The organism is Herbaspirillum sp. DW155, from assembly GCF_037076565.1.
GTDB lineage: Bacteria > Pseudomonadota > Gammaproteobacteria > Burkholderiales > Burkholderiaceae_D > Herbaspirillum.
Genome location: NZ_AP029028.1, coordinates 2767261 through 2780091, shown reverse-complemented (window position 1 = coordinate 2780091; position 12831 = coordinate 2767261). Strand labels below are relative to the sequence as shown.

At 60.1% G+C, this 12831-nt stretch carries 13 protein-coding genes and 1 pseudogene; 2 read left to right on the top strand and 12 right to left on the bottom strand.

Going from position 1 to position 12831, the window contains the following annotated elements; translation table 11 throughout:
• Positions 1-9: 9 nt before the first annotated feature.
• Both AACH55_RS12730 and AACH55_RS12725 read right to left on the bottom strand, forming a co-directional pair.
• Complete coding sequence (locus AACH55_RS12730; RefSeq protein WP_338714847.1) at positions 10-1506, bottom strand: D-aminoacylase; 1497 nt, start codon at positions 1504-1506, stop codon at positions 10-12.
• A gap of 32 nt (positions 1507-1538) precedes the next feature.
• Entirely contained in the window at positions 1539-2768 is a 1230-nt protein-coding gene (locus AACH55_RS12725) for an MFS transporter (RefSeq protein ID WP_338714845.1), read from the bottom strand.
• Between the two features lie 173 nt (positions 2769-2941).
• Between AACH55_RS12725 and AACH55_RS12720 the strand changes: the two genes are divergently transcribed.
• Complete coding sequence (locus AACH55_RS12720; RefSeq protein ID WP_069372991.1) at positions 2942-3829, top strand: LysR family transcriptional regulator; 888 nt, start codon at positions 2942-2944, stop codon at positions 3827-3829.
• A gap of 23 nt (positions 3830-3852) precedes the next feature.
• On the opposite strand, the gene AACH55_RS12715 is transcribed toward AACH55_RS12720, so the two are convergent.
• Positions 3853-4836 (bottom strand): MBL fold metallo-hydrolase, encoded by a 984-nt coding sequence (locus tag AACH55_RS12715; RefSeq protein ID WP_338714844.1) that lies wholly within the window; start codon positions 4834-4836, stop codon positions 3853-3855.
• 104 nt (positions 4837-4940) lie between these two features.
• On the opposite strand from AACH55_RS12715, the gene AACH55_RS12710 reads away from it, so the two are divergent.
• Positions 4941-5312, top strand: a complete 372-nt coding sequence (locus AACH55_RS12710; protein ID WP_338714843.1) for a helix-turn-helix domain-containing protein — start codon at positions 4941-4943, stop codon at positions 5310-5312.
• Positions 5313-5513: 201 nt separating this feature from the next.
• Here AACH55_RS12710 and AACH55_RS12705 read toward each other — a convergent pair whose 3' ends face one another.
• The 9 genes and pseudogenes from AACH55_RS12705 to AACH55_RS12665 all read right to left on the bottom strand — a co-directional run bounded on the left by AACH55_RS12705 (position 5514) and on the right by AACH55_RS12665 (position 12760).
• Positions 5514-5678 carry a hypothetical protein gene (locus AACH55_RS12705; RefSeq protein WP_338714842.1) on the bottom strand — a complete coding sequence of 55 codons (165 nt, stop codon included), beginning with the start codon at positions 5676-5678 and terminating at the stop codon, positions 5514-5516.
• Between the two features lie 814 nt (positions 5679-6492).
• Positions 6493-7908: pseudogene (locus AACH55_RS12700) on the bottom strand (cbb3-type cytochrome c oxidase subunit I); the annotation flags it as partial.
• The gene (locus tag AACH55_RS12695; RefSeq protein WP_338714841.1) at positions 7905-8942 is read right to left on the bottom strand and encodes a c-type cytochrome; all 1038 of its coding nucleotides are present in this window, start codon (positions 8940-8942) and stop codon (positions 7905-7907) included. The gene AACH55_RS12695 and the pseudogene AACH55_RS12700, both read right to left, overlap by 4 nt.
• Before the next feature lie 200 nt (positions 8943-9142).
• Positions 9143-10018: an MBL fold metallo-hydrolase gene (locus tag AACH55_RS12690; RefSeq protein ID WP_338714840.1), complete on the bottom strand. Its 876-nt coding sequence runs from the start codon at positions 10016-10018 to the stop codon at positions 9143-9145.
• Between the two features lie 87 nt (positions 10019-10105).
• Positions 10106-10525: a DUF6691 family protein gene (locus tag AACH55_RS12685; protein WP_338714839.1), complete on the bottom strand. Its 420-nt coding sequence runs from the start codon at positions 10523-10525 to the stop codon at positions 10106-10108.
• Between the two features lie 5 nt (positions 10526-10530).
• Positions 10531-10980 carry a YeeE/YedE family protein gene (locus tag AACH55_RS12680; protein WP_338714838.1) on the bottom strand — a complete coding sequence of 150 codons (450 nt, stop codon included), beginning with the start codon at positions 10978-10980 and terminating at the stop codon, positions 10531-10533.
• Positions 10981-10982: 2 nt separating this feature from the next.
• Positions 10983-11300, bottom strand: coding sequence for a metalloregulator ArsR/SmtB family transcription factor (locus AACH55_RS12675; RefSeq protein WP_338714837.1), 318 nt, complete (start codon positions 11298-11300; stop codon positions 10983-10985).
• A gap of 145 nt (positions 11301-11445) precedes the next feature.
• Positions 11446-11661: a hypothetical protein gene (locus AACH55_RS12670; RefSeq protein WP_338714835.1), complete on the bottom strand. Its 216-nt coding sequence runs from the start codon at positions 11659-11661 to the stop codon at positions 11446-11448.
• Positions 11662-11866: 205 nt separating this feature from the next.
• On the bottom strand, positions 11867-12760 hold the full coding sequence (locus AACH55_RS12665) for a LysR family transcriptional regulator (protein ID WP_338714834.1): 894 nt from the start codon (positions 12758-12760) through the stop codon (positions 11867-11869).
• Positions 12761-12831: the final 71 nt, after the last annotated feature.

Here is a 12831-nt window from a genome sequence, read left to right as displayed (position 1 = left end):
GTTGCCTGGTCAGCAGGTTGTCTCAGACCGGCAGGGCGCTCGATCGCTCCGCTTTCCCGCCACGTGACGAGTAATCACGTGGCCCGCCCTTGCCCCCATGTGTTGTCCGAGGCGCCATGTCAGTACGCCATTGACGATGACGGCATCGATGCCTTGAGCGGGTTCTGCAGGTGTTTCATAGCTGGCGGTATCCCGAATCGTGGCCGCGTCGAACACCACTATGTCGGCGTAATGGCCGACCTCCAGCGTGCCCCGTTCGTGGAGCTTGAAATTGCGCGCTGTCAGGCCCGTCATCTTCCAGACGGCTACTTCCAGATCGAAGAGCCCGAGATCCCGGCTGTAATGCCCCAGGATGCGGGGGAAGGTTCCCCACAGCCGTGGATGCGGCTTTTCACCGGTGGGGATGCCGTCCGATCCGATCATGGTCTCGTCGAAAGCGAGGATGTTGCGCACGTCACTTTCATCCATGCCGAAATAGACGGCGCTGGCCGGTTGCAGGCGCGCTGCGGCCTCTTCCTTGCTCACGCCCCATTCGGCGGCGATCGCATCGAGCTCGCGGCCAGCCTGCTCCGGACACGGCTTGCTCGAGCTGATCAAGATGCGCCCAACCAAGCGCTTGGGATCCCGGTGCAGCATGGTGGAACTGGCGTTGTAGGGATAGCAGTCCAGGGCCACGCACTGGCATTGCATGGCCTGGCGTATGCGCGCCAGGGTCTCGGAAGACTTGCCGAAGTTATGTGCACGTTGCAACTTGTGGTGCGAAATCACCACCGGTGCATCCAGTTCCCGGCCGATCAGGAAGCTCTCCTCCAGCGCCTCCATCGATTTGTCAGCCTCGTCGCGCATATGCGTGACGTAGAGTGCGCCGGTCCCAGCAATGGGGCGACACACATCGATGACTTCCTGGGTGCTCGCATGCGCTGCTGGCGGGTAGTAGGTCCCGGTGGAAATGCCGATGGCGCCGGCTTTCAGTGCTTCATCCAGCAGGGCGTTCATTGCGCTGATCTCGTCTGGTCGGGCTTCTCTTTCCAGCGAATCCATCGTCATCACGCGCAAAGTTGAATGGCCCACCATGGCCGCCACGTTGACTGCCGATGGCGTCTGGCGCAAGGCGTCCAGATAGCTGCTGAATGTTTCGAAGCGGGTCCCGTCGGCATCGTCGAGCAGGCTGAGCGGCGCTGGCAAGGGTGTGCCGGCGCGCAGCGGTGCGATGCTGATACCGCAGTTCCCTGTGATCACCGTGGTGACACCCTGCGAGATCTTGAATGTCATGTCGGGCTGCGATAGCACTGCCTGGTCGTCATGGGTATGGGAATCGATGAAGCCAGGCGCGACGATTTTTCCACTAGCGTCTATTTTTTGCGCCGCCTGGCGATGCGATAGGTTGCCGATCTCGGCAATGCGGCCATGGCGAACACCGATGTCGGCGTGGAATCGTGGCGCCTTGCTGCCATCGATGATCGTTCCGCCGGTGATCAGCAGATCGAATTCTGGACTGTTTTGCATCTGTATGTCTCGTATGAACTTGTTGAAAAGAATCAGGAAGTGTGGGAAGACGACGTCTCCGGGATGGATGCCGCTGGCGGCGCCAGCCGCCAGGTCATGGCAATGAGGAAGGACAGCAGGGCAGAACCCACCAGGAACCAGAAGGCGGCCAGGTAAGCCCCATTGAAGGCGACGATCAGGCTGCCCATGACTACCGTAGCGACTGAGCCTGCCAACTGGCCGCCAAAATTCATCAGGCCGGTGGCACTGCCGATCAGGTGCGAAGGGAAGTGCTTCAGCGGGACGGAAAAAACGGTGGCGTAGACGAAATTGAAGGACAGCAGGCACAAGGTCCAGTAGACCACCAGCAACTCGATGACCGAGGTCGAGATCATGAGCGCCAGAAACACCGCGCAAGCAAGCGCGCCACCCATCATGAAGTACTTCTCACGCCCCTTGCCGTGCTTGTCCAGCAGCCAGCCCACTACATTGGTACCCAGAAACGCCAGCAGATAAGGGATCGCCGATGCGATGCCGATATGCAGCAGATCGATCTGATACACCTTCAACAGAAAGGAAGGCATCCAGGAGATCATCCCGATATAGACGATGCTGGTACAGAACCAGATGGCGGTCAGGCGCAAGGCGGTGGGATTCTTGACCAGCTCGCGCAGTTGATTCTTCGGACGCGCGGCGCTTTTTTCCTGTTGTGCGGCCATGCCGCTTCTCAGCGCCAGCCACAGCATCGCGGCCACGATCACGCCCATGAAGGCAAGAATGTGGAAGGTGCCGCGCCAGCCGAGATAGACCACCGTCAGCGCCACCATTCCTGAGCCGACCGCATTGCCCAGAAAGACCGTGGAGATCAGAAAGGATTTGGCGCGTGCACGCTCTTGTTGCGGAAAGACTTCCCCGACGGTGACCGAGCGGGCAGGGGAGAAGCACTCTTCTCCGGCGCCGAACAGGAAGCGGATCAGCAGTAGTGAGGCGAATGACCAGGCCATGCTGGTGAGCCCGGTAAACAAGGACCAGGCCACCACACACATGACAACGACGATGCGTGAGCCGTAACGGTCGGACAGCCATCCGCCCATGAGTTGCATGAGCGCATAGCTGACGTAGAAGGCGCTGAGCACCATGCCGGCCTGTTGCGCATCCAGGACGAATTCCTTGCTGATCGGTATGATCGCCGTGCTCATCACGATGCGGTCTGAATAGCCCACGGCCCAGGCCAGGAACAGGGCCGACAGGCAGATCATTTTCTGCGCTCGCGTAGTTGCCATTGGCATCTTCTCCTCAATATCGTCGATGTTCTTGATGTCGGATGATCGGCAAGCCGCGCCATCATCTGCATGTGTCGACTATAGGAGAGCGGGCTGGCCATCGTCCAATGAGAAGAAATTGCTGCCCCATAACTTCAGGTTATATACTTGTTCGCCCATTGTCTGGAGCTGCCATGCGCCTGCGTCATATCGAGATTTTCAGCGCCATCATGCAGACCGGCAGCGCCATCGGGGCGGCAAGATTGCTCAACGTGACGCAGCCGGCCATCAGCAAGATGCTGCGACACGCCGAACAAACGGTGGGCTTTGCCTTGTTTCTGCGTTCGGGTGGGAAGCTGGTTCCCACCCCGGAAGCATTACGGCTGCAGCAGGAATTGCAGCCTTTTGATGAACAACTGGCGCGCATCCGGCGGGTGGTCAGCAATCTCGCCAGCGGGAGCGAGGCGCCCTTGCGCATTGCGGCCACGCCGGCCATTGCACATCATCTTGCACCCAAGGCCGTGGCATTGTGGTGCCAGGCGCATCCCGATTCAGAATGCCTGCTGTCGGCCTCGCATACCCGTGAACTGCTGTACTCGCTGTTGCTCAACGAGGTCGATATCGCCCTGACCATGCAGCCGATCTCGCATCCCAACCTGATCACCACGGTCGTGTGCGACTGTGATATCTATGCCATCGCGCCGGCCAAGTGGTGGCCGCAAGAGCGACTCGATACCCCGATCACGCCTGATGAGATTGCGGGGCAGCCTTTCATCTCCATCGACATCCGCTCCCATCTGGGAGCGTCGGTATCAGCGTGGTTGGCAGGCGTGTCTCCCCCTCCCGATGTCAAGGTCACGGTGCAGACCTATACCTTGGCGCGATCGCTGGTAGAGGCGCGTATCGGCATCGCCGTGGTCGATCACTTCACGGCCAAGGCAGGGCACGCAGACAAGGAAATACAGATGCGCCGGATCGACTTGCCTACGGCCAACAAGGTCTACGCCATCACTAATCGTTCCAGGCCGGCGCCCAAATCGGCGAATTTCCTGTTGGAGGCAATCCGTTCCTTGCCGGACTGAGGGGCGACGAAGAGGATCTGTCCTCAGTTGCCCACGTCCCGCACGACGGCCGAATACGGAATGGGCGCCCAGGCAAAGCCATCTCCGGCGCGGAGGATATGCCCCAGTCCAGGAAAGGAGAGGTGCGGTCCCGCTACCAGTTCATGCGACTGCGACAGATCTTCCAGCGCTGTTATCCGGGTTCGGGCGGCCTGCGCCTCGTCCGCATCGAAATCCACGGTCACGTTCGGATGGGGAAGTTGCACCTCTGCAGCATGGATGATATCGCCGACGACCCGCATCCGATGACCTCGGCTTTCGATATTGTAGAAGCTATGACCCGGCGTGTGGCCCGGCGCCGGAATGGCTTCGATGCCCGGGAACAGAGTCGTTCTTCCGCTGAATGTCCTGATGCGTCCCGCCGCCATATAGGGTGCCAGTGCTGCCCGTCCTTCAACGAACATCTGCTGGTGGCTGGCCTTGGCCTGCGCTTTGGCGGACTCACTCATCCAGTAATCCAGCTCGCTCTTAGCCAGGAAGACATCCGCATTGGGAAACTGCCTTTCACCGTCCTTGGTTAGACCTGCCGAATGGTCGCCATGGACATGCGTCAAGAGCACGGCATCAATGGATGCTGGATCATAGCCGGCGGTCTTGAGCGTCTCGACTAGATGGCCACAGCAAGAACCAAAGACCTTGCCGGCACCGCTATCGATCAGAATGCGTCGTTCGCCGGTATCGATCAGAAAGGCATTGATGGAGGTTTCACGATTCAACGGCTCCCCGGCATTGCGAAATTGGGCAGTAAGGGCGTGCTTATCTATGCCATGCATGATCTGGTCAAAAGGCACAGGGGTTGTGCCGTCGGTCAGCACAGTGACTTTGAAGTCACCAACCAGGATCCGATAGATCCCAGGAGCTTGAGAGAAATTCTGAGCCTCCATCAATTGCGGGACACCTGCAGCGTAGACGGTTACCGGTCCCATTGCCGAGAGCAGGGATGCGAAAATAAGGACAATCAGTTTCATCACTATCACCATAAAAGTAAGATAAACAGCCCTGATAGGCGGCTCGTAGCTGATAATAGTGAGCCCAAAGTTACGATAGTTAAAGTACTAACCTAATGGTAAGTATGGAAAAAGAGAGAAAAAATTTTCGCCAGATTGATTGCAGCGTGTTCCTGGCGGATTGCCCAGCGCGGGAAGTGCTGGCGTTGCTGGCGGAGAAATGGACCCTGCTCGTCTTGCACGCGTTAAGCGAGAAGACGTACCGAACAGCTGAGCTGAGACGGCGCATCGGTGGCGTATCGGAAAAAATGCTGATCCAGGCCTTGCGCCGGCTTGAGCAACATGGCCTGGTGACCCGCATGAGCTACAAGACCGTTCCGCCACATGTCGAATATTCGCTTACACCGCTGGGTGTATCGTTGAGCAGCATCGTATGTGCTTTAGATACGTGGGTAGAGACACACGCATTAGAAATTAGCGAATGGGAGAACAGCTAAGGTAGTGGCGGCTTGGCACACGTTGGTAAGCGAATCTGCGAACAGTTTTTGGTTTGAGATTTGAACGATGGGCATCATGAATTGCATCGAAGTTCACATTCGGGCATCAAACGTCTGCAATGGGTCTATACGGGCTTCCAGCGATATGCAGCTTCCGCCAAGATCGGACACGCATGAATATGGAGGGCGCTAATGAAAGAGTTAAGGTTCAGTATTTTTGGAAAGCTTATCGCTGTCACAGGCACGTGCGGTGATTGGCAAGCGTATTACCTTGGGACGGACGGAAAGCGCAGACCAGCGGATTTTGTTCTGCCCCACGACATAGTCGAAAATGAGCTTTGTGTATACCTGGCGGATATCTTCCATGAGAACGCAACTCCACGTAATTGCGACGCAGTGAAATTATTATGAAGTCTGCATTCGGCCACAACGAGACATACTAGAAAATCGGAAATTATGTTTGCCTGCGCTTGCTGTGGCTATGAGGTGTTTCCTGCACCACCCGGTTCGTACGAAATTTGTCCCATCTGTTTCTGGGAGGATGACGAGCTGCAGTTGTACTATCCCCATGCCCACGGCGCCAATCCTTCTAGCCTGATAGAGTCCCAAGTCAACTTTGTGCAGTTTGGTGCATGTAATAAAGAGATGGCGAAAAATACTCGCAAGGTAACGGAAGGCGATACGCGAGGATGGCCGTTGGTTTCCTCTCTGGGGGCGACGGGTTGACACATTGATTCATCTGGGCTCATAGGGGCAGCTTGCTTGGATGTGACGGCAATTCAAGACGCGCTAATAAGGATCTGCAAGTTGGCCGGTCTTGCGGAGGCTTTGGTCGTCGAAAAGAACGTCTCGATACTTAGGGCCTACGTTAGTTGGCGGCGACAAGACCCATGGAGCCGTCAACAGCTAATTGAATGCGTCGGCTTTGCTACCTCATCCAGTCAGGCCTTTTTAGATCCAGCCGTGATCAATGTGCTTCGAGTTAAGGACACTGAATCCCGATAACACGGGTGATATTTCCCGTATGAATAGAGGAAGTAAAAGTGTGTTGGCATCTTAGCGCCAAGAAGTATAAGAAGTAATCGTAGGTTGATAGAAGAAGAATGCAGCCATTTTCAACAATCACCATCTATTACTTCAATTTTTTGGCAAAGCCACCTATTTTTACTTCCCAGCGTTCCATCTGCGCCGGATAGGTATACACGCGGCGCGTCATTCCCTGCAGGCCCAGCAGGTGCATGGGGAAGAAGCAGACATTGAAGCCGACGAAGAAGAGCCAGAAATTCCAGCGTCCCAGGCGTTCGCCGAGGAGCCGCCCGCTGAACTTCGGGAACCAGTAGTAGAACCCGCCGAACAAGGGGAAGATGGCCCCGCCCAGCAGCACATAGTGCAGATGCGCCACCACGAAGTAGGTATCGTGCAGCTGCAGGTCCAGCGGCACCGAGGCCAGCATCAGCCCGGTCAGCCCGCCCATGATCAGGATGAAGAAGAACGCCAGCACGAACAGCAGCGGCGTGCGAAATACCGGCCGACCCAGCCAGAGGGTGCTGATCCAGCAAAAGATCTGCAGCGCCGTGGGCAGCGCAATGAGCAGGCTGGCCGCCGTGAAGAAGAGCTTGCCGTTGACTGGCAGGGTGGTGGCAAACATGTGGTGCACCCACAGCCCGAAGGCGAGGAAGGCGGTGGCGATCAGGGACAGCACCATGGCCGGATAGCCCACCACCGGACGGCGCGAAAAAGTCGCAACCACGGTGGAAATGATGCCCAGCGGCGGCAGGAAGATCAGATAGACCTCCGGATGCCCGAAGAACCAGAACAGGTGCTGCCACAGCAGGACGTCGCCACCGTTCTGGTGACTGTAGAACTGCGTGTTGACGAGCCGGTCCGTGATCAGTCCGGTACTGGCCAGCATCACCGCCGGCATGGCGAAGAGCACCATCACCGAGGTCACCAGCATGGCCCAGGCGAACAGCGGCAGGCGGCGCAGGCTCATGCCGGGAGCACGCAGCTTGAGCAGGGTGGTGATGATGACGATGGCTTCGATCAGGGCCGACAGCTCGGTGAAGGTGATCATCTGCGCCCAGATGTCCACGCCCTTGCCGCTGGCATACTGGTTCAGGGCCAGCGGCACGTAGGCAAACCAGCCCACGTCCGGACCGCTGCCGGCGATGAAGGCGCCATACAGCAACAGGCCGCCGAACAGGAAGATCCAATAGGCAAAGGCATTCAGGCGCGGGAAGGCGACGCTGCGCGCCCCGATCATCAGCGGCAGCAGGAAGGCCGAGATGGCCTGCATCACCGGTACCGCGAAAAGGAACATCATGGTCGTGCCATGAATGGTGAAGAGCTGGTTGTAGAGCCGTGCGCCGATCAGGTCCGAGGCCGGGCGTGCCAGTTGCAGGCGCATCGCCAGCGCCAGCAGTCCGCCCAGCAGGAAGAAGGCGAAAGTGGTGACGATGAAGCGGCGCGCAATCGTCTTGTGATTGACCGCGCACAGCCAGCCATACAGACCGGGCGGATCGGCCCAGGTCTGTTCCAGCAGCCGGGCCTGCGCGTCTGGCGCGGGATCGGCAGGCGAGGCAAGCGTGGCGTTCATTTCAGGGTCTCCAGATAATCCAGCAAGGCCGCCATGTCCTGCGGCGGCAGATGTGCCGGGGGCATGATGACGCCGGTCTTGAGCGAGCGGGCATCGTTGATCCAGCCCGCCAGGAAGCCGCGCTCATTGGGGAAGATGCCGGCCGCCAGGGTGCTGCGGCTGGCCAGGTGGGTGAGGTCGGGGCCGCCGCGTCCGGCTGCGCTGGTGCCGCGAATGGTGTGGCATTGCGCGCAGCCGTTGGCGTTGAAGATGGCCAGGCCGCGGGCATCGATGGAGGCATGGGAGGACTGCGCCGCACGCGCCTGCTGCGCGGCCCAGCGCGCGTAATCCTCGGGCGCCTCGGCCTGCACCAGCAGGGCCATGCGGGCATGTTCGAGGCCGCAGAATTCGGCGCACTGGCCGCGATAGAGTCCGGCCTGGTCGGCCCGCAGTCGCAGTTGTGCATGCTTGCCGGGGATCAGGTCGAGCTTGCCGTGCAGGTTGGGCAGCCACAGGGAGTGGATGACGTCTTCGCTGTCGAGGTCGATGAGTACGGCGCGGCCCACCGGCAGATGCAGCTCGTTGGCCGTGACGAACTGGCGGCCGTCGAGCGGATCGCTGTAGCGGGCTTCCCACCACCACTGGCGGGCCGTCAGCCGGATATGCAGGGCCTGGGCGCCGGGCAACTGGTCCAGCGCACGGCTGGCCACCACATCAGCGCCGAACAGGGCTATCAGTCCAATGGCCGACAAGCCCAGTGCCCAGCCGATCAGCCAGGGCAAGCGCGGTGGCAGGGTGGACAGGGCGGCACGGCGCTGGTGCGCCCGCCACAGTGCCAGGCCACAAGCGAGCAGGATCAGCACGAACACGGCCGTGCACAGTAGCAGCGTGAAGTGCCAGAGCCGGGCGATGGTTTCCGCCTGCACGCCGGCGGGATGCAGGACGTTCTGCCAGACCTCCCGCTGCGCCCGGGCATCGGGCGCCCACAGGCCGGCCAGGAGCGCTGCCAGGCGCAGCGGCCGGTTGAAACGAAAAGTGGTGGGCAGAGGTGGCAAGGCGGATCGCTCGGTGATGCAGGGATGAGCGATTATGCGAAGCTGCGCAGCACGGCGGAATAGGAAAACCCGGCGAGCCTGCGTAGGAATGCTGCACCGGCACTTGCGGCTGAGCCAGCCTCCCCGGTGCGGGCGAAGCGCCGTCAGCCGGAGCGATCAGGTGCGATGGCAGACTTGTCCTGATCGCCGCGCACGCCGCTTCAGAGGGCGTTGAGCGGGATCTTCAGATAATGCACGCCATTGGCTTCGGCCGGCGGCAGCTGTCCGGCGCGCATGTTGACCTGCACCGAGGGCAGCAGCAATACCGGCATGTCCAGCGTGGCATCACGGGCGCTGCGCATGGCCACGAAGGCGTCTTCACTGATGCCTTCGTGCACGTGGATGTTGTGCAGGCGCTCTTCGGCCACCGTGGTCACGAAGCGCAGTTCGCGACCACCTGGCTGGTAGTCGTGGCACATGTAGAGCCGGGTATGCGGCGGCAGCGACAACACCGCATGGATGGAGCGGAACAGCCGGCGTGCATCGCCACCCGGAAAGTCGCAACGCGCCGTGCCATAGTCGGGCATGAAGAGCGTGTCACCCACGAAGGCGGCGATCTGGTCCGCTTCCTCCACCACGTAGGTGACGCACGCCGGGGTATGGCCGGGGGTGTGCATCACGCGGGCCTGCAACTGGCCGATCCGGAAGGTCTCGCCATCGGTGAAGAGGTGATCGAACTGGCTGCCGTCGTGTTCGAATTCTGTGCCGGCGTTGAAGAGCTTGCCGAACACCTGCTGCACCTGGCGGATGTGCTCGCCAATGGCAATGCGCCCGCCCAGCTTGCGTTTGAGGTAGGGCGCGGCGGAGAGGTGATCAGCGTGGGCGTGGGTCTCCAGAATCCATTGCACGCTTGCGCCCAGCGCCTGCACGCGCGCTATCAGGTGATCGGCGCTGCCGGTGGAGGTGCGGCCGGACTTGGCATCGTAGTCCAGCACGCTGTCTACCAGCGCACATTGCGAGCTTGCACGGTCCAGCACGATGTAGCTGACGGTGCTGGTGGCGGGGTCGAAATGGCCTTCGATATGCAGTTTGTCCATGAGGGTTCCTGGTGTTTTTTCTTCACATTCACATAAGCTGCTTGCGGCAACGGTCGCCGCGCACGGCGACTCTGCGCGCAATACCGTTCATTTCGCCTGAAACCGCTCTGCCCAGGCGAACAGCAGCATGCCTGCCAGCATGGCCAACACGAAGGCCAGGCCTTTCATGGAGCCCATGCCAAGCAAGACCAGTGCCGGCCCCGGGCAGATGCCGGCGATGCCCCAGCCGATCCCGAAGAGCACGCTGCCCAGCACCAGCCGGCGGTCAATCCGGCGCGCGGTGGGCAATTGCATGGTCGCGCCCAGCAGCGATTGCGACCGCTGCTTCGCCAGCGCGAAAGTGGGGATGCCGATGGCGATGGCTCCGCCCATCACCAGCGCCAGGGAAGGGTCCCAATGACCAGCCAGGTCGAGAAAATCCAGTACCTTGGCCGGGTTGGCCATGCCGGAAACAATCAGGCCCAGGCCAAAGAGCAAGCCGGCAACCAGCGCGGCGATATGGCGCATCAAGCTCATGAAAGCGCCCCTTGCAGCCCCAGTACATGCCGCAACAGATAGACGCTCAGGAATCCGGCTGCCATGAAGCTCACCGTCGCTAGCGCTGAGCGCAGCGAAAAGCGCGACAGCCCGCACACGCCATGGCCGCTGGTGCAGCCGGCGCCGTAGCGCGTGCCCACGCCCACCAGCAAGCCGGCCAGGACGATTTCCGGATAGCCGGCATCGATGCGCAGCGCAGGCAGGGCAGTCACGAGGGCATAGAGCAGGGGGGCGGCAAGCAAACCCAGCACGAACAGCGCGCGCCAGATGTTGTCCTTGGCGCGCGGCATCAGCAGGCCGGCGACGATGCCGCTGATGCCGGCAATGCGGCCATTGAAGAGCACCAGCACGGCCGCAGCCACGCCGATCAACAGGCCGCCTGCCAGCGAAGCGCCGGGCGTAAAGGCATTCCAGGCAATGTCCATGCTCACTCCTTGGGGCAATAGAGTTGATACATCAGGCCCAACATCTCCAGCAGCCGGGGATCGGCAACGCGGTAGTAGACACGCTTGCCTTCACGCCGCGTGCTGACCACGCCTTCATTGCGCAGCACGCCGAGTTGCTGCGACAGCGTGGGCTGGCGGATGTCGAGCGCCTGTTCCAGTTCGCTCACGCACATTTCGGCCTGCGAGAGCTGGCACATCAGCAGCAGGCGGTCTTCATTGGCGAGCACCTTGAGCGCCGCCACCGCCTGGCCGGCGGCCTGGCGCATTTGTTCGGCTTGCAGCGGAGCTGGGTTGGTCATGAAAGGTGATTATGCATTTCAATATTATATTGAAATATATAATAATAAGGCCGGATGCAAATTGCAAGCTCAAACGAAAGAAGCAAAGCCGGAAGGGAAACGGTGCAGAAGGGGGCAGAGCGCAGGCAGGAGGCACCCGCGCCGCTCAGAGGGTGGCGTGCAGGAGATCGATCATGTGGCGGCTGGCCTGGTGCGCAGCCGACATGGCTTCTTCAGCGAAAGCAAACGGGGCATCCTCGCCGCAGAATTGCAACTGGCCATTGATATAGACGTCCCAGGTCCAGCCACTGCCGGAGTCGGCCAGACATTTGAGTTCTATCCTCACCAGCTCGTCGCGATACCTGAAAAGTGCCTTCCTCATCGTGTCCGCCGGGTTTCTTATGATGAAGCAGCACGCCCGGATGGGCTTGCTCCCCTGAGTTGCGCAAGTGTACGCGATTACTACCTTGGCAATATCGGCATTTGACTGCATATATTTGCGCAAATTTTCCCACATTTTACCCATGAGTAGCATTTATTGCTGCCCGGTATTGCGTCGAGCAGGAGATCAGGACGATCAACGCAACTCAGGAAGGATGCGGACTGCCCGCCAGCAGGCGGTCAAGCAACTCATCGTAGTGATGATGGGGCGTGGTGATGGCATAGAAGCTCTCCACCAGTTCGCTGGTCTGCCCGGCCACTACCAGGGTGCCATTGCGCAACTCGTCCTGCACCACCACCTCGGGCAGGACGGTGAGCCAGCCGCTGTCACGTGCGATCAGACGCAGCATGGCCATGTCGTCGACTTCGGCGCGCATGCGCGGGCGTACGTCGCTGGAGATGCACAGCGCATCGAACTGCATGCGCAGCGCATGGCGCGGTCCGGGCAGGGCCATATCGACGCCTTCGAGGTCTTGCGGAATGCGCAGGCTGCGGGCTTCCCAGCGGTGCGCGGGGCCCACCACCGAGACCGCCTGGCTGCCCAGGAAGCGGCAGTGCAGCGGGCGATCCGGATCGGAGGGCACGGTCTCGTTGGCCAGTACCACGTCGAGCTGATGTTGCATGAGGCGCTCCAGCAAGCCTTCCAGCAGGCCCGATTCCAGCGTCAGCGCGACCGAAGGGTCCGAGAGCATGGGGCGGATCCAGTTTTCCTGGTAATTACGCGACAGCGTGGCCACGCTGCCCACCCGCAGGCGCGTCACCCCCGCTGAACGGCCTTCCAGCCGGCCCAGCATTTCCTGGCTCAGGCCAAAAATGTTGTCGGCATAGTTGAACACCAACTGGCCGGTGTCGGTCAAGGTCAGACGGCGGCCTTCACGCAGGAAGAGATCTTCATCCAGCTGTTTTTCCAGCTGACGAATCTGTGCAGAAACCGCCGATTGCGAGGTGTGCAGTTCCTCGGCCGCCCGCGTCAGATGACCGAGTTTGGCGACACGCCAAAAATACCGCAGATGATGAAAGTTAAGCTGTTCTAGACGCATCGTTCGTATTTATCAATGTATTCGTTCTGATAAATGTAATTTACAGAACGATCAATGGCAAGCATCATGGC

Bases quoted from the DNA above. Each gene is read 5' to 3' on its own strand.
- AACH55_RS12675 (WP_338714837.1), bottom strand. From the start codon at position 11,300: ATGACCAACCCAGCTCCGCTGCAAGCCGAACAAATGCGCCAGGCCGCC.
- AACH55_RS12665 (WP_338714834.1), bottom strand. From the start codon at position 12,760: ATGCGTCTAGAACAGCTTAACTTTCATCATCTGCGGTATTTTTGGCGT.
- AACH55_RS12715 (WP_338714844.1), bottom strand. From the start codon at position 4,836: ATGAAACTGATTGTCCTTATTTTCGCATCCCTGCTCTCGGCAATGGGA.
- AACH55_RS12720 (WP_069372991.1), top strand. From the start codon at position 2,942: ATGCGCCTGCGTCATATCGAGATTTTCAGCGCCATCATGCAGACCGGC.
- AACH55_RS12670 (WP_338714835.1), bottom strand. From the start codon at position 11,661: ATGAGGAAGGCACTTTTCAGGTATCGCGACGAGCTGGTGAGGATAGAA.
- AACH55_RS12680 (WP_338714838.1), bottom strand. From the start codon at position 10,980: ATGGACATTGCCTGGAATGCCTTTACGCCCGGCGCTTCGCTGGCAGGC.
- AACH55_RS12730 (WP_338714847.1), bottom strand. From the start codon at position 1,506: ATGCAAAACAGTCCAGAATTCGATCTGCTGATCACCGGCGGAACGATC.
- AACH55_RS12685 (WP_338714839.1), bottom strand. From the start codon at position 10,525: ATGCGCCATATCGCCGCGCTGGTTGCCGGCTTGCTCTTTGGCCTGGGC.
- AACH55_RS12690 (WP_338714840.1), bottom strand. From the start codon at position 10,018: ATGGACAAACTGCATATCGAAGGCCATTTCGACCCCGCCACCAGCACC.
- AACH55_RS12705 (WP_338714842.1), bottom strand. From the start codon at position 5,678: ATGGAAGATATCCGCCAGGTATACACAAAGCTCATTTTCGACTATGTC.
- AACH55_RS12710 (WP_338714843.1), top strand. From the start codon at position 4,941: ATGGAAAAAGAGAGAAAAAATTTTCGCCAGATTGATTGCAGCGTGTTC.
- AACH55_RS12725 (WP_338714845.1), bottom strand. From the start codon at position 2,768: ATGGCAACTACGCGAGCGCAGAAAATGATCTGCCTGTCGGCCCTGTTC.